The sequence below is a fragment of the Rhodococcus sp. P4_F3_2 genome, from assembly GCF_056401335.1.
On record NZ_JBFUJN010000024.1, the window covers coordinates 42240 to 61162 of the forward strand.

The following is an 18923-nucleotide window of genomic DNA, read 5'->3' on the forward strand; positions in this document are numbered from 1 at the left end:
AAGCCCTCCACCGGCCCGACGCGACCCAGGTCACATCGGGCCGGTGGTGTGTGCGGGGACCCAAGGCAACAGGGCAAAATAGACCCCGTGTTTGACGCCCACGTGCATATCATCGACCCGCGCTTCCCGCTGGTCGAGAATCACGGGTACCTGCCTGAGCCCTTCACCGTGGCCGATTACCGGGCCCGGCTTGCCTCACTGAAGGGCCTGAGTGTTGACGGCGGCGCGGTGGTGACCGCGTCGTACCAGGGCAATGACCAGGAATACCTGAAAGCCGCCTTGTCCGAGCTCGGCGAAGGCTGGGTGGGCGTCACTGCTTTGCCGCTCGATGCGACGGATGAAGACATCGTTGCGCTGGACGCGCTGGGAGTGCGCGCCGTCCGATTCAATCTGCGCCGAGGCGCCACCGACCTGCGTCTACTCGCCGATCTCGCCAACCGCGCATTCGATCTGGTCGGCTGGCACGCCGAGTTCTACGTCGATGCCACGCTGTTGCTGTCGCTGGAACCCGTATTCGCCAAATTGCCGGCGGTGAGCATCGACCACTTGGGAATGTCCACCCGCGGACTGCCGTATCTCCTGAACCTCGTCGACCGCGGGGTACGCGTCAAAGCCACCGGGTTCGGCCGCACCACCATCTCCGACGTCGGCGACGTGCTTCGCCAGATCCACGCGGTCAACCCCGCTGCGCTGATGTTCGGCACCGATCTACCCGGCACACGGGCACGTCGAGCGTTCGAGGTCCACGACCTGGACGTGATCGCCGAAGCTGTCGGCATCGACCTGTCCGCGGTCATGTGCGACAACGCCCGCTCCTGGTACCGCTGCGCTCAAGTGAACGCGACGGCTCCCAGCCACAGCCCCGCCGCGATCAGCGCTCCGAACAGTTCCACCAGCATGGACAATCCGACTGCCTTCACCGCGTGAAGCGTCGACGACCAGGCGATGTCGTAACGGCGCAGTCGCGCTAGTTCGGCGAAATACGTTCCGACGATGAATCCGAGGAACAAGCCCACGACCGGAATCACGAAGAACCCGATGATGCCGACGACGCCGCCGACCACCACCGACAGGTTGGGCACTCCCCCGGACTTCATCCGCTTGCCTGGCCAGGTGTACTTCACGATCCCGGTGACCACCAGTGCCAGCGTGGACAGCGCGAACACCGTCCACGCCGTCGCGCCGCCGGTCATGATCGCCCACACCAGAATTGCACCGAAAACGAGAAGTGTCCCCGGAAGAATCGGAACGACGACACCGATCAGACCGACCAGGATGACCAGCCCGACGAGGACCTCGGCCACAGGACTCATCCGACGGGACGCACCTTCGACGCGGCCTCGCGAGCACGGGCGCGTGCAGTCGGCACATCGGCGGCCGTCGACACTGCAACACCCATGCGACGACGCGTGAAGCTCTCGGGCTTGCCGAAGAGCCGCAGGTCCGTCTCGGGAACCGAGAGTGCCTCGGCGACGCCGTCGAATCCGATCCCCTTGGCCTCCATTCCGCCGTAGATCACCGCCGATGCTCCCGGCACCGTGAGCGTCGTGTCGACCGGCAATCCCAGGATCGCGCGGGCATGCAGCTCGAACTCCGAAAGTCGCTGCGTCCGCAGAGTCACCAATCCGGTGTCGTGCGGCCGTGGGCTCACTTCGGAGAAGAAGACGTCGTCACCCTTCACGAATAGCTCGACACCGAAGATGCCTCGCCCGCCCAGAGCCGTGGTCACCTTCTCGGCGACGTCTCGGGCCGAGGCGAGGGCAACTGCGGACATCTGCTGCGGCTGCCACGATTCGATGTAGTCACCGGCTTCCTGCAGGTGCCCGATCGGCTCGCAGAACGACGTCTCGACCTGACCGCTCTCACCGACGGCGCGAACCGTCAATTGTGTTATCTCGTAATCGAAATCGACAAAACCCTCGACGATCACCCGGCCGTGATTCACACGACCTCCGGCCATCGCGTAATCCCATGCGGCGTCGAGATCTTCGGCGGATCGAACCGTCGACTGTCCCTTCCCCGACGAGGACATGACGGGCTTGATGACGCACGGGAAACCGATTCGGTCTGTCGCTGCCTGCACTTCGGCAAGCGAGTCCGCGAAAGCGTACGGCGAAGTGGGCAGGCCCAACTCCTCGGCCGCGAGCCGACGGATCCCCTCACGGTTCATCGTGAGCTGGGTGGCGCGGGCGGTGGGAATGACCACCGCGGCCCCGCGTTCTTCAACGAGTGCAAGCGCATCCGTCGCAATGGCCTCGATCTCGGGAACCACGAAGTGAGGCTTTTCCAACTCGATGACGGCAAGCAGCGCTTCCGGATCGGTCATGTCGACGGTATGCGCACGATGCGCCACCTGGTGCCCAGGGGCATCGGGATACCGATCCACCGCAATCACTTCGACGCCAAGACGCTGCAACGCGATGACAACTTCCTTACCCAACTCGCCTGATCCCAACATCATCACGCGGATGGAGTTCTCGGTCAGGGGAGTTCCGAATCGGAGCGGAAGTGTCGGCAGGGGCGAAGGCGTCGAATCAAGCTGCATGGGTGCGACTATATGCCAATCCCGATGCAGGTCAGCGCGGTTATCGGCCGTCCACCACACCTTCGCGGCCAAATCCTCGCCTGATCGTTCGTGGTATGTCAGGTTTGCGATAGGTGCGGGTGGCCATATCCGGCTCGGAATTCCGTTGCGGCAATGCATCGTTGCCGAGCCGGCGCACTTTCACGAGGTTGCGCCCGGCGCGCTTGGCTTCGTACAGAGCCTCGTCCGCGACGGTCATAAGGGTGGTCAACGTCGGCGTCGCATGATCGACCCACGCGACGCCGACACTGACGGTGCTCGTCACTTCTGATTCGGCCGAGTACTCGACTTGCGCGCCGCGGACCGCCTCGGCCACATCGACTGCTCGCGCGTAGCTGCAGTCCGGAAGCAGAATGGCGAACTCCTCGCCGCCGAGCCTTCCGATCAGATCGCCGTCCGACAATCGGTCAGCGGCCCGTTCGGCGAAGTTCGCGAGAACGCTGTCACCGGTCATATGTCCATGCGTGTCGTTGATGCTCTTGAAGTGGTCCAGGTCGAGCATCAGCAGGCCGACCGGGGATTGTGTGCGGGCCGCGGCGGCAAGCTCCGATTCCGCATGCCCGAGAAACGCACCACGCGAGAGGACCCCGGTCAGATGGTCGAATTCGACAGCAAGGAAGAGCTCACGCTCGGCAGCGCGACGTTCCTCGGTCGCACAGGCAACCGCGATCGGCCCCAACGCGATCAGCGTGACGGCAATGGACGTGATGACGTCCTCGTTCCACGTCGAGGCGGCTTGATCTCCGATATCGAGTCGACCGCTACCCGCCATCATGAGCGACCACACCGACCAGACCACGGAAACGAAGGCAGTGCTCGGAACCGAGATGCGAGTGGCGCACCACAGGAGAGCCGGAATCGGAAGGACCAGCGCGATCGGCCCTTCGATACTCAGGGCGATCGGCACGCAGGCTGCAGTGGCGAGTAGCGGAACGCTCATAGCGGCGACAGTTTTGGCAGTCAGTTTGCTGCGGAACTCGGCAAGGCTCGACGGGATGGTGAGAGTGAGAATGAGAGGAAGGACCAGCAGGTACGCCATGACCTCGGTGGCGCCCCAGTGGAAAAACGTGTCGGTAAATGACTGACCGCGTAAGAGCCGGTCCAAGGCGCCGGCAGTGGCCGCGGTACCAGTCGCCGCGACGAACGAGACGAAGACCATCCACACCAGCGACTGCGAATCGACCAATCGGAACGGTGTGCGCTTCAAGTAGTACAGAACAAGAACACCGACTGTGACTCCGGCGAGGTTCGCCCCGTTCAACTGCACCGCAAGCGAGAGCGAGTTGCCGGTGATCAGGTCAGCGCAGACGTATCCGACAGTCGCAGCGATCCACGTCGGCCACTCGATCAGGACCGGCCATCTGACCATCATTCCCAGCAGAATGGCGTTGGCGCACCAGAATGTCGCGAGCAACCCTGGTGGGCGCGTGAGGATGCCGATCAACGAAGCCGCAAGTACAACGGCCAGCACTAGGAGAAGGCGCAGAAAGCGACTCGTCCCTACCATGCGTCACCTCGCGGTCGGCTACCTCTGAATTCGGGAGCACCGGACGTCGCGGTGACCGTATGCCGATGTCGTCGAACCATCGTACGCAGGTGCTGCCACTCACAGTTCTGTGTTCACATGCCAAAACGGCAATTACGAAAATCTCCGCAAACGCGGGTGCCCTCCGGCCACGACAGTGGACAGAGGGCACCTGCATGCAATCCGATTGGCAGAGCCGAATGGACCTGCCGGAAGGGATGACTACTCGGCGGATCCGCTGGACAGACCCGAGAGTGAACCGGTGGACGAGCCCTCGCCCTCGCCGGACAGCGATTCGGTGGGAACGGACTTGAGGAAAGCTCCGAGCGCGGTGAGCAGGGGTCCGAGGGTGCTGAGTGATCCGAACATAGGAGGTTCTCCTGTTTGTGAGGTGGTGTGATGTTCCAGCGCCATTCCGGCCGCAGGCGGTGGCCGAGATGGTTCGGGAACTTCTGCCGCGCGGATGGCTGAACCGCCCCCCGAACAACATCCCGAGCTGTGATGTAGCGCACTACCTTGGCGCTGCCTGCATTTATAGACCGACTGCTCACACTTGTCTAGCTACCGAATAGCTACCAACGTGAACTGTCGGTAACACCTTCTGGCATAATTGCAGTTCAGAGCCCAAATAGACAGTTCGAAATATCCAATAATGTGATTTAGCTCACAATTGAAATGCAGAAAGTGTGGCTCGCAGACAACCGCGAGCCACACTTTCGGACAAACGGGACTTACTTGTCAGCCGCCGATCCGGTACCCGGGGTGAGCGAGCCACCACCGAGTGCCGTGAACAGGTCCTTGAGTACCGGAATGAACGTCTTGACGACGCCGCTGAAGTCTTCGAACGAACCCATGTCGGGTCTCCTTATGTCGGGATGCAGTTGAAATGAAGTGGGGACCGAGAACTACTCGGCAGTGGAACCGGCCGAACCCGAGCCGTCTGCCGATCCCGCGTTCAACTTGGTCACGAACGCGAGAACGCTCTTGAGGAAGGCGTCGAGATTCTGAATCGAGGTCATGCGACTACTCCTGTGTTGTTTCGGAAGAATTGTTGTGGTCGAACGTCAGGAGTTCGAGCTCGCGGTGTCCAGCCCCTGAAGGGTCTTGAGCATGTTGACCAGGGGAAGGAGCTGGAGAATGCCCCAGCCCATGCCGTTGGCCTTGAGAAGGTTTCCGAGGGATCCCATGTGTGACTCCTTGCATGAATATCTATGACGCGGCGCACGTTTTGTTCGCTCCGCCCCTTTGTAGCCAAGCTAAATACGTACGTCCAGTTTGTTTCGATCCAAATAAAACCGTGACATATTGGAGCAATGTGTAAACCGGCAGTTCAGGCCCTGTGACCTGAAACCAATATCGAATTCAAGTGTGTTGGACATCACATTCGATTTGGACAAATGGTTGCAATCGTCAGAGTCGGTGCCAACCTCGACCACGATCTGTCATACCGTGTGCTTGTGATCAATCGCGAACGAGCGGCAACCGAAGCAACTCACCGGGAACCGTCGTGCTAGCAAAACTCCTCAAGGCGTACCTGCCGCCGTACCGCTGGTTGCTTGCCGGGGTCCTCGCACTTCAACTCTTCGGGGCCATCGCGTCGTTAGTCCTCCCCACGCTCAACGCTCGGATCATCGACGACGGTGTAGCCCGAGGCGACACCGGATTCATCATGTCCACCGGCGGGATCATGCTGCTGGTCTCGCTTGCGTCGATCATCGCGTCGGTCGCATCGACCTATCTGGCGGCAAAATCGTCGATGGGCTTCGGCCACGACGTTCGAGGCGCCTTTTACAAGGCCGTCGGCAGCTTCTCTGATCGCGAATTCAACAGTTTCGGTGCGCCGACGCTGATCACACGGAACACCAACGACGTCCTGCAGATCCAGGCCCTGGTCATGCTGACGTCCTCGATGCTCGTCAGCGCCCCACTGATGTGTATCGGCGGCATCATCATGGCGCTGCGCGAGAACCTGCAGATGTCCTGGCTCCTGACGATTTCGGTACCACTGCTCGGCATCACCGTCTCGGTCGTGGTGGCCAAGCTGATCCCGCATTTCCGGACGATGCAGACGCGGATCGACAACATCAATCGATCACTGCGCGAACAGCTCACCGGTATGCGTGTCATCCGCGCCTTCGTTCGAGAACCCGACGAGACGATCCGCTTCGACAAAGCCAACAAGGAACTGACCGACACCTCGCTCCTCATCGGTCGCTACCAGGCGGTTCTGCTGCCCACCGTCATGTTGATCGCCAACCTGTCGAGCGTCGCGGTGCTGTGGTTCGGCGCGCATCTGGTCGATACCGGAGACATGCAGATCGGCCAGATCAGCGCCTTCCTCGCCTACGTCATGCAGATCCTGATGTCCGTGGTCATGGCGACCATGTTGGCCGTCGTGATCCCCCGCGCGGCCGTGTGTGCCGACCGCATCACCGAGGTACTCGACACCGAGCCGACCGTGCCCGCACCGGCCCAGCCCCTTCGCCCGACCAGCCCCTACGGCGTTGTCGAGTTCGGTGGAGCCGGATTCACGTATCCGGGAGCAGAAACGCCGGTCCTGTCGAATGTCTCGATGCGATGCATGCCAGGAACGGTCACCGCGATCGTGGGCAGTACCGGTAGTGGCAAATCGACCCTCGTCTCACTCATCCCCCGACTCTTCGACGTCACGGCCGGCGCCGTCCTGGTCGACGGCTTGGACGTCCGTGGCTGGGATCAGGACGAACTCTTCGCCAACTTCGGATACGTGCCCCAGAAGGCCTACCTGTTCGCCGGCACGATCGCGAGCAATATCCGCTACGGAAACCCGACCGCCACCGACGACGACATCTGGGCAGCCCTCACCATCGCCCAGGCAGACGACTTCGTCCGTGAACTCTCCGACGGTCTCGAGTCTCCGATCGCCCAGGGCGGCGGCAATCTCTCGGGCGGACAGAAACAACGTCTCGCCATCGCCAGAGCTGTGGTCCGCAGACCCCGGATCTTCGTCTTCGACGATTCGTTCTCCGCACTCGACATGCACACCGACGCCGCAGTCCGACGCGAACTCCGCACGGTCTCGACTCATTCGACGGTCATCATCGTCGCGCAGCGCGTCGCGTCCATCATCGATGCCGACCAGATCATGGTCCTCGAAGACGGCGCTCCGGTCGGTCTCGGCGACCATCAGTTCCTCCTGGCCAACTGTCCGACGTACCAAGAGATCGTGGCTTCCCAGATTCCCGCGGAGATGAGCGCATGACCAGCCCGCAGGACCCGACGTGGGGCAGCCCCAACAGCCAGTACTTCGACGATGCCCCGACGGTGGTGTTCGCCAAGATCCCGAGCGAACCTGAATCCGCGGACGGGGATGCGAAGTCGAGTAACCCCGAGAACCCCGACAAAGAGCCGAAGCCCGCGCTGACCGCGACGGACACCAAACCTCGCCACTTCAAGGCGACGATGAAGCGGCTTCTCTCGCTTCTGCAGCCACACAAGTTTGCGGTCGTCTGTGTCGTCGTTGCGACGATCGCCAGCATCGCGCTCTCCGTCGCGGTGCCGAAGATCCTCGGTCACGCGACAGACCTCATCTTCGCCGGGTTCATCGGCAAGAGCCTGCCCGCCGGACTGACCCGCGATCAGGCAGCAGAGGCGATCCGCGCATCAGGAAATTCGACGTTCGCCGACCTCGTCGCCAACTCGACCGACGTCGTTCCCGGTGTAGGTCTGAACTTCGACGCCATCGGCAAAGTCGTCATGCTCGCGATCGTCGTGTACTTGCTCTCGTCGCTACTTGCCTGGTTGGAAGCATTCCTCCTCAACATCATCGTCCAGAAGACCATCTACAACCTGCGTGCCTCGGTCGAGGCGAAGCTTCACCGTCTCCCCCTACCATACTTCGACAAGACGCCGCGCGGCGAGATCCTCAGCCGCGTCACCAACGACATCGACAACATCTCGTCGACGTTGTCGTCGACGTTGACCTCGCTCCTGACGTCGGTGCTCACCGTCCTCGGCGTCCTGACGATGATGTTCGTCATCTCTCCGATGCTCGCCCTGATCGCACTGATCGCGGTGCCGGTATCGGTGCTCCTCGTTGCCAGGGTCGCCAAGCGTGCACAAGTGTTGTACAAGGCACAGTGGACCGAGACGGGCAAGATCAACGCACAGATCGAGGAAAACTACAGCGGTCGCGACCTGGTACGCGTGTACGGGCATCAGGCCGAAGCCGAGCGTGAATTCGCCGAGCAGAACAAGAAACTCCTCGACGCGTCCTTCGGCGCACAGTTCCTCTCCAGCCTGATCATGCCGGTCATGAACTTCGTCGGAAACATCACCTACGTGCTGCTCGCTGTGGTCGGCGCACTCAAGGTCGCCAGCGGCAACATGTCACTCGGTGACGTTCAGGCGTTCATCGTCTATTCGCGCCAGTTCAGCCAACCACTCACGCAGATCGCGTCCATGTCGACGAGCCTGCAGTCCGGAGCAGCGTCGGCCGAGCGGGTCTTCGAGCTTCTCGACGAACCCGAGCAGTCGCCCGACATCGACGTGCCACTAATGCCCGAGCCTGCCGGACGCCATCGCAACGTCGGACACATCGAGTTCGAGAACGTCTCGTTCCGCTACGAGCCGGACAAGCCGTTGATCGAGAACGTGTACCTGACGGCTCGGCCCGGGCAGATGGTCGCCATCGTCGGACCCACCGGTGCCGGCAAGACCACCTTGGTCAACCTGCTCATGCGCTTCTACGAAGTCGACTCGGGCCGAATCACTCTCGACGACGTCGACATCTCGCAGATGCGCCGCTCCGACTTGCGCAAGCACGTCGGCATGGTCCTGCAGGACACCTGGCTCTTCGGCGGAACGATCCGCGACAACATCGCGTACGGCCGGCTCGACGCCAGTGAATACGAGATCCACGAAGCCGCACGCGCTGCCTTCGTCGACCGCTTCATCCACACGCTCCCGGACGGGTACGACACCGTGCTGGACGAGGAGGCATCGAACATCAGCTCCGGCGAGAAGCAGCTCATCACGATTGCCCGAGCATTCCTGTCGGAGCCGTCGCTGCTGATTCTCGACGAGGCGACCAGCTCGGTCGACACACGTACGGAACAGCTTGTGCAGCAAGCAATGTCCGCGTTGCGCGTCGGGCGCACCAGCTTCATCATCGCGCACCGGCTCTCCACCATCCGTAACGCCGATCTGATCGTCGTGATGGAGGCGGGCAAGATCGTCGAGCAGGGCACACACGACGAACTCATCGCAGCGGCGGGCGCGTACTTCCGTCTCTACAACGCTCAGTTCGAGGGTGCCGCCGTCTAGTGATCGGCGCCTCCCTCGGCGGACACAGTGCCCCGGAGCACACCTGATCGATTCGACACGTTACCGTCGAGTCAGGAGTGTTGTCACCGTCTGAATTGGGAGTGCGTGTGTCTGCAGAAGCTGTGGAGAAGAAGGGCCCGCTCGCGGGCATTCGGATCGTGGAATTCGCTGGATTGGGACCGGGCCCGCACGCCGCGACGCTGTTGGCGGACATGGGCGCCGACATCGTCATCGTCCAGCGCGCAGGGCAGATTCCGCAGGACTCGAACGCAACCGACCAGATCAAGCGCGGCCGCCGCATCGTCGAGGCCAACCTGAAGGATCCGGCCGACGTAGCCAAGGTTCTCGATCTCCTGGGCCGCGCCGACGTCCTCATCGAGGGCTTCCGCCCCGGCGTCATGGAACGCATGGGACTCGGACCCGACGTGGTGTCGGAGCGCAATCCGCGCCTCGTTTACGCCCGTATGACGGGCTGGGGACAGGAAGGACCGCTCGCCAACGCCGCCGGTCACGACATCAACTACATCTCACTGACCGGTGTCCTCAACGCCATCGGACGCAAGGGTGAACGCCCCGTCCCGCCGCTCAACATGGTCGGCGATTTCGGCGGCGGTTCCATGTTCCTGATCTTCGGCATTCTGTCGGCTCTCGTCGAGCGCTCGACGTCTGGTAAGGGCCAGGTCGTCGACGCGGCGATGGTCGACGGAACCCTCGCGCTCTCGCACATGATGTGGGCATTCCGCGGTCGCGGCGTCTGGTCCGACGAGCGCGGCGTCAACCTCCTCGACACCGGCRCTCCGTTCTACGACACCTACGAGACCTCCGACGGCAAGTACATGGCCGTCGGATCCATCGAACCGCAGTTCTACGCATTGTTGCTCGAGGGCCTCGAACTCGATCCCGCGACGCTCCCTCACCAGATGGACACGTCCAAGTGGGACGACATGAAGACGCTCTTCACCGAAAAGTTCTTGTCCAAGACTCGCGACGAGTGGGCCAAGATCTTCCTCGGCACCGACGCCTGCGTCTCCCCTGTCCTGACTTTCGCCGAGGCTCCGTCCAACGAACACATCGCGGCCCGCGGTTCGCTCATCGAACTCGACGGCGTCACTCAGCATGCTCCCGCACCGCGCTTCTCGCGCACGCCCACCAAGACGCCCGCAGCGCCGGCGCGTGAGGCGACGGATATCGACACGGTCTGGACCTAGGGCCTTCGGCCCCGTGCGCGGTTAAGGAGCCTCAGGACTCTCTAACCACGCACGGGGCGTCAGCCCAACCTGTAGAACCTGAACATCTCGTGCTCGATCGGCAGCACGTCAACCCGCTCGAAACCGGCCGCCTTGGCATAGCTTTCGAGTGTCGAGTGCCTCATCACCGTCCCGGTGGCAACGCTCCCCGGATGCGACAGGCTGTCGGGCAGGCAGCACGTCAGCGAAAATCCGTACAGCAATTGTTCGATCGGACCCGCCTCGGGATCGAACGCATCTGCCGTTCGTTCGTCCATGACGATCACCGGAGCGCCCGGCTGGGCAATCGCCCGAGCCGTGGACAGAAATCCCACCGGATCCGGAACGTCGTGAAGGCATTCGAAAGCGAAGACGGCATCGTAGGTCCCGGCATCGACTCGCCCGGCCTCAGGAGCCTGTCCGGCGACGTCGACCAACGAGAAATGTACTCGGTCGTCCACCCCACGATCGTGGGCGTTACGACGGGCAGCGTTCACCGATGCCGCGTCGACGTCGAAGCCGTGCACTTCGATCTTCGGGTATCCGAGGGCGAGCGCGATCGACGACCAGCCCTCCCCCATCCCGAGATCAGCGACCTGCCCGCCGCCGACAAGTATGGCGTGCAGGTCGGTGACTACCGGCAGGAACTGCTGACAGAGCTGCTGGAGATACATCGGCCGGTTCAGCAGCGCCTGGCCCTCGCGAGCATCGGGGCCCATCGATTCCCACGTGACTCCCCCGCCGTGACGATAAGCGTCGAGTAGACGCGGCATCGACGACGTCGTCGCGACGAACAGCCTCGCCAACGGCGCCAGGAAAAGCAGGTTCTCGTCGTCGACCAGAACATCGGCGTGGGCCTGCGGCAGGCCGTACCGGCGATCGGCATCCGAATTGACCTCCACATAACCGGCGACGGCCTGCTGCTCGAGCCACTCCCGCGCATACCTTTCGACGGTCCCGGTCCGGTCCGCCAGCTCCGTCGACGTGAGCGGGCCGTGATCGCTCAGCGCGCGGTACCAGCCCAGCCGGTCGCCCAGATACACAGCCTGCAGCTCCGACGCCCCGAGCGTGGCCGCGAACAATCGCTCTGCGAGCGCGTCCGCCGCACTTGTTCCCGCTGCGCCTGTACCGTCTACCGCCGTCATGCCCTACCTCCTGGTTTCACACCACTTTCAGGGTGTGTACCCAGTTCTCAGACGACGACCATTCGTTGGTCTGCCGTGTCGCGATCCGTCGCGAGGGTGTCGTACGCAGCGGCGATGGACGCGACGCCGCGAATGAGGTCCTCGGGAGAACGTGCGTACGGCACGCGGATGAATCGTTCGAACGCACCTTCGACGCCGAAACGGGGGCCGGCGGCAAGGAGTACACCGAAGTTGGGTGCCACTGCCGCCAACGCCGTCGAGACTGGCGCAGACATTCGCATCCAGACCGACATTCCGCCGGAGCCGATGGTGGGACGCCAGTCCGGCAGATGCTCTGCCACTGCGCCGAGGAGTACCGCACGCTGTTCTCGCAGCACTTCGCGACGCTGTTCGAGCAACGAGCGGTCGTCCGCGAGCAAGTAAGCGGCTGCCAACTGATCCATGACGGGAGTACCGAGGTCGACCGCGGCACGCGCCCCCACCAACTGGGTGATGAGCGCGGCATCGGCGCGAATCCAACCGACACGTAGCCCGCCCCACAGCGACTTCGCGGTCGAACCGAGCGTCACCACTTCGGTTTTCGCCGCGCCTCGCCCATGTGAGGCGACCGGTGCCGGCGGCGGTGCGTCGAGCCACAGGTCCACCATCGTCTCGTCGACGACCAGAGTCATTCGCGTTTCGTGCGCAATCTTCGCAAGCTCGGCGCGGCCGGAAGAGTCCATGCAGAGGCCGGTCGGGTTGTGAAAGTCGGGAATCAGGTATGCCATTCTGGCAGCGGTTTGCCTTGCTGCACTTCGAATCCCGTCGAGATCCCAGGCTCCGGCCGCCGCGAACTCCGGTCGGACCGGAACCGGTACGGGCCGAGCGCCGTTTCGCCGAATCGCTTCCAGCGCATTGGGGTACGTCGGATGATCGACCAGCACTCGCTCGCCGGGTGAGGTGAGCACCGACAGCAACAACCGAAGCGCGTGCTGCGCACCCGAGGTCACCATGATCTGTTCGGCGGTGGTGGGAAGACCCCGCGCCGTGTAGCGCTGCGCGATCACGTCACGCAAGTCGGCGATCCCGACCGGTTCCATCCCGTGCGTGGGCAGGAAGTTCGGAAGTTCCTGCAGCGCAGACGCATACGCCAGTTCGACCTGAGCGGCGGGAGCTGCCATCGCCGCGTAACTGAGGTCGACGACGGGCCCACTCGGCCCCGGTTGGTGGGAGCGGAACATCAACCCGTTCGGCCGCGCGCCGGCGGGCAAAGCCACGGTGCTTCGCGAACCCTGCCGGCTGATCAGATACCCCTCGTCTCGCAGCACCGAGTACGACGACGTGATCGTGGTTCGACTGAGTTCGAGCACCGCCGCAAGTTCACGCTCACTCGGCAGTGCGACCCCCAGCGGAACGCGACCGTCGTGCACGAGCAGGCGGATACCGTCGGCGAGCGCACGGTACGCAGGCCTGCGTCCGGACTCTTCCTGCCAGGACCCCAGATCGCGCGCAAGCGAACGGGCACCGAGAACTCGAGTCATCATGCAGTCCAGTATCGACAACTTGGCTATGTAACTCAATACCAGTCGAGTTGATCATATGTCCATGACTACCTTCGCAACCCTGATCGGCATCGGACTCTTCGTGGCGCTCGTCTACTTCTTCGCGCCCGCCGAAGGTGAAGGTACTTACATTCGTTTGGAGCAGTTTCGCCTGGCAGCACCCCTCGGCGGCATCTTCCACGACAAGACTTCAGACCGCGAGATCAACTCTGTCAGACCCCCGTGCGATTGTGATCCGGGGGAAGAATTCACTGATCTCAGTCCAGTTGCGTAAAACTGGACTCTTTTCGCACTCAGAAAGTCTCCAGAGAGGGTTCCCATGCCGGCTTCCAAAAAGATTCTCTACATCGATCTCGACAACACCTTGGTCAACTTCCAGTCGGGCATCGATCGCCTGACCGACGGCGTCCGGGATAAGTACAAGAACGACCTCGACGAAGCGCCGCACATCTTCTCTCGCATGGATCCTCTCGACGGTGCTATCGACGCCTACCACCAACTGGCGCAGCAGTTCGACACCTACATCCTCTCGACAGCGCCGTGGAAGAACGCCACAGCCTGGCACGACAAGGTTCTGTGGGTCCAAGAGCACCTCGGCATGGAGGAGGGCAGCGTCGCGTACAAACGTCTGATCCTCTCGCACCACAAGCACCTCAATCGAGGCGAGTACCTCGTCGACGACCGCGGAGCAAACGGCGCAGATCGATTCGAGGGCGAGTGGATCAAGTTCGGCAGCACCAAGTTTCCCGACTGGAAGACCGTCACCGCGCACTTGTCGAAGCTGGCTTGAAACACGAATCCCCGCTCCTGCTTGCAGGAGCGGGGATTTCGAGGGAACGAACTAGCGGACGATCTCGCGCCGGACGATCGTCTCGTCGCGGCCGGGACCGACACCGATGCAGGAGATGAACGCACCCGAAAGCTCTTCGAGCCGAAGCACGTAGTTCTGCGCATTCTGCGGCAGTTCCTCGAAGGTGCGAGCCTCCGAGATGTCTTCCCACCAGCCTGGCATCTCTTCGTAGATGGGCTTGGCGTGGTGAATGTCGCTCTGCGACATCGGCATTTCGTCGTGGCGGACACCGTCCACCTCGTACGCGACACAGATCGGCACGGTGTCGAGGCTGCTCAACACGTCCAGCTTGGTGAGGAAGTAGTCGGTGATGCCATTGACKCGCGTCGCGTAACGCGCGATGACAGCGTCGAACCATCCCGTACGACGAGCGCGTCCGGTGGTGACACCGACCTCGCCGCCCTGCTTCGCCAGGTATGCGCCGTGATCGTCGAACAGCTCCGTCGGGAACGGACCGGAACCGACGCGCGTCGTGTACGCCTTGAGGATTCCGAGCACCGTGGTGATCTTGGTGGGACCGATGCCCGAACCGACCGCCGCACCACCCGAGGTGGGGTTGGACGAGGTCACGTACGGGTACGTGCCGTGGTCGACGTCCAGCAGAGTGCCCTGCGAACCTTCGAGCAAGACGGTCTCGCCGCGCTCGAGGGCGAGGTTGAGCTCCAGGCGCGTGTCCGAGATGCGGTGCTTGAAACCCTCGGCCTGCGTCAGTACCTCTTCGACGACCTGCTGCGGGTCGAGTGCCTTGCGGTTGTAGATCTTGACCAGCACCTGATTCTTGAATTCGAGTGCCGCTTCGACCTTCTGGGTCAGGATCTTCTCGTCCAGGACGTCCGCAGCACGGACACCGACACGGGCGATCTTGTCCTGGTAGCACGGGCCGATACCGCGGCCGGTCGTGCCGATCTTCTTCGCTCCCAGGAAGCGTTCGGTGACCTTGTCGATGGCCACGTGGTACGGCATGATCAGGTGCGCATCAGCAGAAAGCAGCAGGCGGGACGTGTCCACACCGCGCTCTTCCAAGCCTGCCAATTCGGTCAGCAACACACCCGGGTCGACGACGACACCGTTACCGATGACGTTGTTGACGGCGGGGGTGAGGATTCCGGACGGGATGAGGTGCAGTGCGAACTTGTCACCGTTCGGCAGAACCACGGTGTGTCCGGCGTTGTTACCGCCCTGGTATCGCACGACCCACTGAAGCTGCTCGCCCAGTAGATCTGTAGCTTTGCCCTTACCTTCGTCGCCCCACTGGGCGCCGATCAGGACGATTGCCGGCATGACGTTGTCTCCTACGGTCGACGTGCAGCAGTTGTCCCGCCGCATTGGTACTGCCTGGCTTCCGCGCACATGATGCAGCGCCGAACTGTTGCAGTGACCGAAGGAGCAGTCTAGCCCAGAGCACCAGACCAGACCTGACGGTCCAGAATTTGGCCGGTGACCATCACGATTGCGAGTCGACACAGAGACTCGCACTAAGATCGTCGGCAGTGATTCGGACGGCCATTTCGGGGAAGGGTGGCGAGGTCCCACTACCCGAGAAGAAGTCTTGATCGAGCTAGGAGTGGCTTTGACCCCTGTGGTGCTCAAATGTGGCGATTCGCCGGTTCCACTCCCCCTGGGTGAACTCACGTCGTTCACTGTCCCTGAACTTCCGGAGAAGCAGGACTTCGACGAGGCCCTGTCCCAACTGCAGGTCGTCACGGAGCCTCGCTTGATCGTCGTGGGTAACGACGGCGCGTTTGCCGCGGCATTGACACGGTTGATGCGACTGGAGCGACTCAACGTCGAACTCGCCTACGTCACCGAGAACAGGTCCGACGCAACCGACGCGTACAAACTCGCAACCGGTGCCCGGGCTGCGCGCACGGCGTTGAAAGGCACAGTCCACACCGTGCCGCTCATTCGCGACGACGCCGGAATCGCGCTGGTCGGTGCGGCAACTGTCACGGGTCCGGCCGATGCCGCCGAATTGATCGGCGAGGCGTACGTCGACGACAACAAGCTGTTCTCCGGCACAGTCCCCGGTATCCGGATTGTGCCGAGCCCCAAGCTCCCCGGGATCAAGGCATCGGTCGACCGCAAGAGCCGCTGGAGCGGGCGACGCTGGCTGGAAGGCCGAGCGATTCAGCTGGGCTCGCCGGCAGCGCGTCTGGTTCGCGACGGGGTGGCCAACCCACGCGATCTCAAGCGTTCGACCTTCTACCGGCACGACAAGACTTGGTTGTTGGTCAGGTGAGAACCGGAGCAGCACGGTCGGCGGTTCGTCCGAGCCCTGTCTTCCTGGGCGTAGTTGCGATCACCGTCATCGCCGGAGTTGTCGCCTGGAACTCGACGTGGGGTTCCATCGCGGGCCGTGCGGGTGTTTTTGTCCTCGTGGTCGCAGGCTGGGTGGTCACGCTGTGCTTGCACGAGTTCGCCCATGCATATGTGGCGTGGCGTCACGGAGACACCGACGTCGAGGCTCGTGGTTATCTGACGCTCAACCCGCTCAAGTACAGCCATCCGATGCTCTCGATCGGTCTGCCGGTGCTGTTCATCGCCTTGGGCGGCATCGGGCTTCCCGGCGGCGCCGTGTACCTGCGCACCGGGATGTTCCCGCCCAAGGCGCAGGCGCGAATATCGCTCGCCGGTCCGTTCACGAACGCCGTCGCCGCGGTGATCCTCCTCGTCGTCATAGGTACGTACGGCTCATCGGCCGAGCATCTGACGTTCTGGGCCGGCCTCAGTTTCCTGGCCTTCTTGCAGGTCATGGCAACAGTTTTGAACCTACTTCCAGTCCCCGGTCTGGACGGTTACAACGCGCTGGAGCCCTACCTCGCGCCCAACACACGACACCAGCTCGACCAGTTCAAGCCGTACGGACTGCTCTTGCTGGTTGCGCTCCTGTTTGTCCCACAGATCAATGTCGTCTTCTTCGATGCGATCTACTGGATCTTCGAACTGAGCGGTGTGTCCGACTACTACGCCATGCTCGGTAACGCCCTCATGCGTTTTTGGACGTGATCGAGTGCACTGGAGGAGACTCGTGAGAGTCTGACATTCCAGACATTCATTCTTCTTCAGGAGAGCATCGATGATTGCGACGTCATTTCAGTCCGGCGGAGTGGAGTACACCCTCACGCGGGCCGAGATTCGACACGTGGAAGCACTGATCGACTTGCTCGCCGACGACCCGATCGGGAGCACCCGGGAGACGACCAACCCCGAGGCCCGAACGATCTACGAGGACGCATTCAAGCGAATCGACGAGGATCCGGCGCAACTCCTCGTCACCGTTCTGGTCGGTGACGCGGTAATCGGCACCATGCAATTGACCTTCATTCCGGGTATGAGCCGAATGGGGGCGACACGACTGCAGATCGAAGCTGTTCGCGTCCACGAGGATTACCGGAGCAAGGGCATCGGCAGTTCGATGATCCGCTGGGCCTGCGAAGAAGGTGCCCGGCGCGGCGCGTTCCTGGCGCAGCTCACCTCGGATCAAACTCGCAAGGAAGCCCACGACTTCTACGAGCGACTCGGATTTGTCGCCTCCCACGTCGGGTTCAAGAAGTCGCTGAGCTGACACACAGCCAACCACCCAGACTCCCAAACGCGGGCTCGAGCACCGGGGCATGGCGGTGCCCCGGTGCTCGCGTCTCGAGTTGTTTCACTTCAGGCTGCTGTGGGTGGGCTGTTCCCGCCGATCGGCTGCTGATAGGGATCGATCGACATCGGCGGATAGAACACCGACTTCCGATCCGGGCCGATCTCCACCCGCCACTCCGTATGATGCAGCGTCCGATGATGATGACCGCACAACAAGATCAGGTTGTCGAGATCTGTTGGGCCACCATCGTTCCAGTGAACAATATGATGAGCATCGCACCACCCCGACGGCGTGCCACACCCCGGAAACGCACACCCGCCATCCCGAACCGCAAGAGCCCGCCGCTGCGGCACCGTTGCCGTTCTCGCTTCCTTACCGCACTCGAGCGGAACACCGTTCTCATCCAACAAGATCCGCGTCACGGTGCAGTCGCACGCCAGCATCCGGGCAGTATCGATACTGATCGGACCTACCCAATCCGTCCATGCGAACCCGAGTTCCTCCGTCGACGGCAGGAGGTCTTTCAACGCTTGGAGGTCCGTCATGTCTTTCGCCGATGCGGTGACCGTGATGTGTGGTTTCACGCCGCCTTCGACCGGGCCCAACCCCGCCCCCTCGTAACGGCGCAACAACTCGCAAAACCCGTCCGCCCGCCGTAATGCCGGAGTACGCGTGTCCTTCACGCCGTCCTTCTCCGGTGTCGGAGCGGACAGGCTCGACAGCAACGTGATCAACCGTGCCCCGTTCACAGCATCCAGATCACCCTTCACAGAGACCCGCCCGTACAAGCCTTTCGAGGCGTAGAACTCGTTCCGTTCCGAATCCTCGCCGACCGGAACACCGTCCTCACGCTTGCCGTACTGCTTCTCGATTCGGCGGATCGCCGCCCGCACCGCATCACAATCGGCAATCTTCTTCGACGCCAACCGAAGCAGAATCCCGCGAGCCTTCTCCACATCCGCCGGGGTCATGTTCTTCGGTGGATGCTGACAAAACGACGCCACCTGCCGCGCTTTCAACGCATCAACATCACCCCGGTAAAACGCATCGCCCACAACAGGTTTGAGCATCAACAACCGCGCCAACCCGACCAGCAGACTGCACTCACCGATCTCCAGATTCGTCGAACCATGCAACCACTGCGCGATCGCCCGAAAAC

19 protein-coding genes are annotated in these 18923 nt (G+C 62.4%); 9 read left to right on the forward strand and 10 right to left on the reverse strand.

Going from position 1 to position 18923, the window contains the following annotated elements; translation table 11 throughout:
- Positions 1 to 87 precede the first annotated feature (87 nt).
- Complete coding sequence (locus AC1DWA_RS23480; protein ID WP_477845781.1) at positions 88 to 927, forward strand: amidohydrolase family protein; 840 nt, start codon at positions 88 to 90, stop codon at positions 925 to 927.
- Here the strand turns inward: AC1DWA_RS23480 and AC1DWA_RS23485 are convergent.
- The 6 genes from AC1DWA_RS23485 to AC1DWA_RS23510 form a co-directional block, all read right to left on the reverse strand.
- Positions 831 to 1313, reverse strand: a complete 483-nt coding sequence (locus tag AC1DWA_RS23485; protein WP_019749482.1) for a DUF456 domain-containing protein — start codon at positions 1311 to 1313, stop codon at positions 831 to 833. The two genes, AC1DWA_RS23480 and AC1DWA_RS23485, sit on opposite strands and share 97 nt — an antisense overlap.
- Complete coding sequence (gene purT, locus AC1DWA_RS23490; RefSeq protein ID WP_020906658.1) at positions 1310 to 2545, reverse strand: formate-dependent phosphoribosylglycinamide formyltransferase; 1236 nt, start codon at positions 2543 to 2545, stop codon at positions 1310 to 1312. Before purT ends, AC1DWA_RS23485 begins: the two co-directional genes overlap by 4 nt.
- Before the next feature lie 40 nt (positions 2546 to 2585).
- Entirely contained in the window at positions 2586 to 4091 is a 1506-nt protein-coding gene (locus AC1DWA_RS23495) for a GGDEF domain-containing protein (RefSeq protein WP_477845780.1), read from the reverse strand.
- A 240-nt stretch (positions 4092 to 4331) separates the two neighbouring features.
- The gene (locus tag AC1DWA_RS23500; RefSeq protein ID WP_003944356.1) at positions 4332 to 4478 is read right to left on the reverse strand and encodes a hypothetical protein; all 147 of its coding nucleotides are present in this window, start codon (positions 4476 to 4478) and stop codon (positions 4332 to 4334) included.
- A 362-nt stretch (positions 4479 to 4840) separates the two neighbouring features.
- Positions 4841 to 4963: a hypothetical protein gene (locus AC1DWA_RS23505; protein WP_019749478.1), complete on the reverse strand. Its 123-nt coding sequence runs from the start codon at positions 4961 to 4963 to the stop codon at positions 4841 to 4843.
- A gap of 210 nt (positions 4964 to 5173) precedes the next feature.
- Positions 5174 to 5296: a hypothetical protein gene (locus AC1DWA_RS23510; RefSeq protein ID WP_003944443.1), complete on the reverse strand. Its 123-nt coding sequence runs from the start codon at positions 5294 to 5296 to the stop codon at positions 5174 to 5176.
- A gap of 320 nt (positions 5297 to 5616) precedes the next feature.
- Between AC1DWA_RS23510 and AC1DWA_RS23515 the strand changes: the two genes are divergently transcribed.
- The 3 genes from AC1DWA_RS23515 (at position 5617) to AC1DWA_RS23525 (ending at position 10621) form a co-directional block, all read left to right on the forward strand.
- Entirely contained in the window at positions 5617 to 7350 is a 1734-nt protein-coding gene (locus tag AC1DWA_RS23515) for an ABC transporter ATP-binding protein (RefSeq protein ID WP_019749475.1), read from the forward strand.
- On the forward strand, positions 7347 to 9413 hold the full coding sequence (locus AC1DWA_RS23520) for an ABC transporter ATP-binding protein (RefSeq protein ID WP_019749474.1): 2067 nt from the start codon (positions 7347 to 7349) through the stop codon (positions 9411 to 9413). Before AC1DWA_RS23515 ends, AC1DWA_RS23520 begins: the two co-directional genes overlap by 4 nt.
- A gap of 107 nt (positions 9414 to 9520) precedes the next feature.
- Entirely contained in the window at positions 9521 to 10621 is a 1101-nt protein-coding gene (locus tag AC1DWA_RS23525; protein WP_477917109.1) for a CaiB/BaiF CoA transferase family protein, read from the forward strand.
- 59 nt (positions 10622 to 10680) lie between these two features.
- Here AC1DWA_RS23525 and AC1DWA_RS23530 read toward each other — a convergent pair whose 3' ends face one another.
- Together AC1DWA_RS23530 and yczR are read right to left on the reverse strand one after the other, a co-directional pair.
- A complete protein-coding gene (locus AC1DWA_RS23530; protein ID WP_477845778.1) occupies positions 10681 to 11784 on the reverse strand; it encodes a class I SAM-dependent methyltransferase in 1104 nt (367 codons plus the stop codon).
- Positions 11785 to 11831: 47 nt separating this feature from the next.
- Positions 11832 to 13307, reverse strand: coding sequence for a MocR-like transcription factor YczR (gene yczR / locus AC1DWA_RS23535; protein ID WP_019749471.1), 1476 nt, complete (start codon positions 13305 to 13307; stop codon positions 11832 to 11834).
- Between the two features lie 61 nt (positions 13308 to 13368).
- Between yczR and AC1DWA_RS23540 the strand changes: the two genes are divergently transcribed.
- Together AC1DWA_RS23540 and AC1DWA_RS23545 are read left to right on the forward strand one after the other, a co-directional pair.
- Entirely contained in the window at positions 13369 to 13599 is a 231-nt protein-coding gene (locus AC1DWA_RS23540) for a hypothetical protein (protein WP_477845777.1), read from the forward strand.
- A 45-nt stretch (positions 13600 to 13644) separates the two neighbouring features.
- Positions 13645 to 14115: a 5' nucleotidase, NT5C type gene (locus AC1DWA_RS23545; RefSeq protein WP_092765806.1), complete on the forward strand. Its 471-nt coding sequence runs from the start codon at positions 13645 to 13647 to the stop codon at positions 14113 to 14115.
- 51 nt (positions 14116 to 14166) lie between these two features.
- On the opposite strand, the gene AC1DWA_RS23550 is transcribed toward AC1DWA_RS23545, so the two are convergent.
- Positions 14167 to 15456, reverse strand: coding sequence for an adenylosuccinate synthase (locus tag AC1DWA_RS23550; protein WP_003944351.1), 1290 nt, complete (start codon positions 15454 to 15456; stop codon positions 14167 to 14169).
- Positions 15457 to 15739: 283 nt separating this feature from the next.
- On the opposite strand from AC1DWA_RS23550, the gene AC1DWA_RS23555 reads away from it, so the two are divergent.
- From AC1DWA_RS23555 to AC1DWA_RS23565, 3 genes are all read left to right on the forward strand, one after another.
- On the forward strand, positions 15740 to 16414 hold the full coding sequence (locus AC1DWA_RS23555) for a hypothetical protein (protein WP_019749469.1): 675 nt from the start codon (positions 15740 to 15742) through the stop codon (positions 16412 to 16414).
- Positions 16411 to 17181, forward strand: a complete 771-nt coding sequence (locus tag AC1DWA_RS23560; RefSeq protein WP_477845776.1) for a site-2 protease family protein — start codon at positions 16411 to 16413, stop codon at positions 17179 to 17181. The genes AC1DWA_RS23555 and AC1DWA_RS23560 overlap by 4 nt, the downstream gene beginning before the upstream one ends.
- 70 nt (positions 17182 to 17251) lie before the next feature.
- A complete protein-coding gene (locus AC1DWA_RS23565) occupies positions 17252 to 17740 on the forward strand; it encodes a GNAT family N-acetyltransferase (protein WP_007726792.1) in 489 nt (162 codons plus the stop codon).
- An 89-nt stretch (positions 17741 to 17829) separates the two neighbouring features.
- Here AC1DWA_RS23565 and AC1DWA_RS23570 read toward each other — a convergent pair.
- The coding region (locus AC1DWA_RS23570; protein ID WP_477917111.1) for an HNH endonuclease signature motif containing protein at positions 17830 to 18923 on the reverse strand (1094 nt) is incomplete at its 5' end.

Bases quoted from the DNA above. Each gene is read 5' to 3' on its own strand.
- AC1DWA_RS23495 (WP_477845780.1), bottom strand. From the start codon at position 4,091: ATGGTAGGGACGAGTCGCTTTCTGCGCCTTCTCCTAGTGCTGGCCGTT.
- purT (WP_020906658.1), bottom strand. From the start codon at position 2,545: ATGCAGCTTGATTCGACGCCTTCGCCCCTGCCGACACTTCCGCTCCGA.
- AC1DWA_RS23520 (WP_019749474.1), top strand. From the start codon at position 7,347: ATGACCAGCCCGCAGGACCCGACGTGGGGCAGCCCCAACAGCCAGTAC.
- AC1DWA_RS23545 (WP_092765806.1), top strand. From the start codon at position 13,645: ATGCCGGCTTCCAAAAAGATTCTCTACATCGATCTCGACAACACCTTG.
- AC1DWA_RS23505 (WP_019749478.1), bottom strand. From the start codon at position 4,963: ATGGGTTCGTTCGAAGACTTCAGCGGCGTCGTCAAGACGTTCATTCCG.
- AC1DWA_RS23510 (WP_003944443.1), bottom strand. From the start codon at position 5,296: ATGGGATCCCTCGGAAACCTTCTCAAGGCCAACGGCATGGGCTGGGGC.
- AC1DWA_RS23485 (WP_019749482.1), bottom strand. From the start codon at position 1,313: ATGAGTCCTGTGGCCGAGGTCCTCGTCGGGCTGGTCATCCTGGTCGGT.
- AC1DWA_RS23565 (WP_007726792.1), top strand. From the start codon at position 17,252: ATGATTGCGACGTCATTTCAGTCCGGCGGAGTGGAGTACACCCTCACG.
- AC1DWA_RS23500 (WP_003944356.1), bottom strand. From the start codon at position 4,478: ATGTTCGGATCACTCAGCACCCTCGGACCCCTGCTCACCGCGCTCGGA.
- yczR (WP_019749471.1), bottom strand. From the start codon at position 13,307: ATGATGACTCGAGTTCTCGGTGCCCGTTCGCTTGCGCGCGATCTGGGG.
- AC1DWA_RS23540 (WP_477845777.1), top strand. From the start codon at position 13,369: ATGACTACCTTCGCAACCCTGATCGGCATCGGACTCTTCGTGGCGCTC.
- AC1DWA_RS23530 (WP_477845778.1), bottom strand. From the start codon at position 11,784: ATGACGGCGGTAGACGGTACAGGCGCAGCGGGAACAAGTGCGGCGGAC.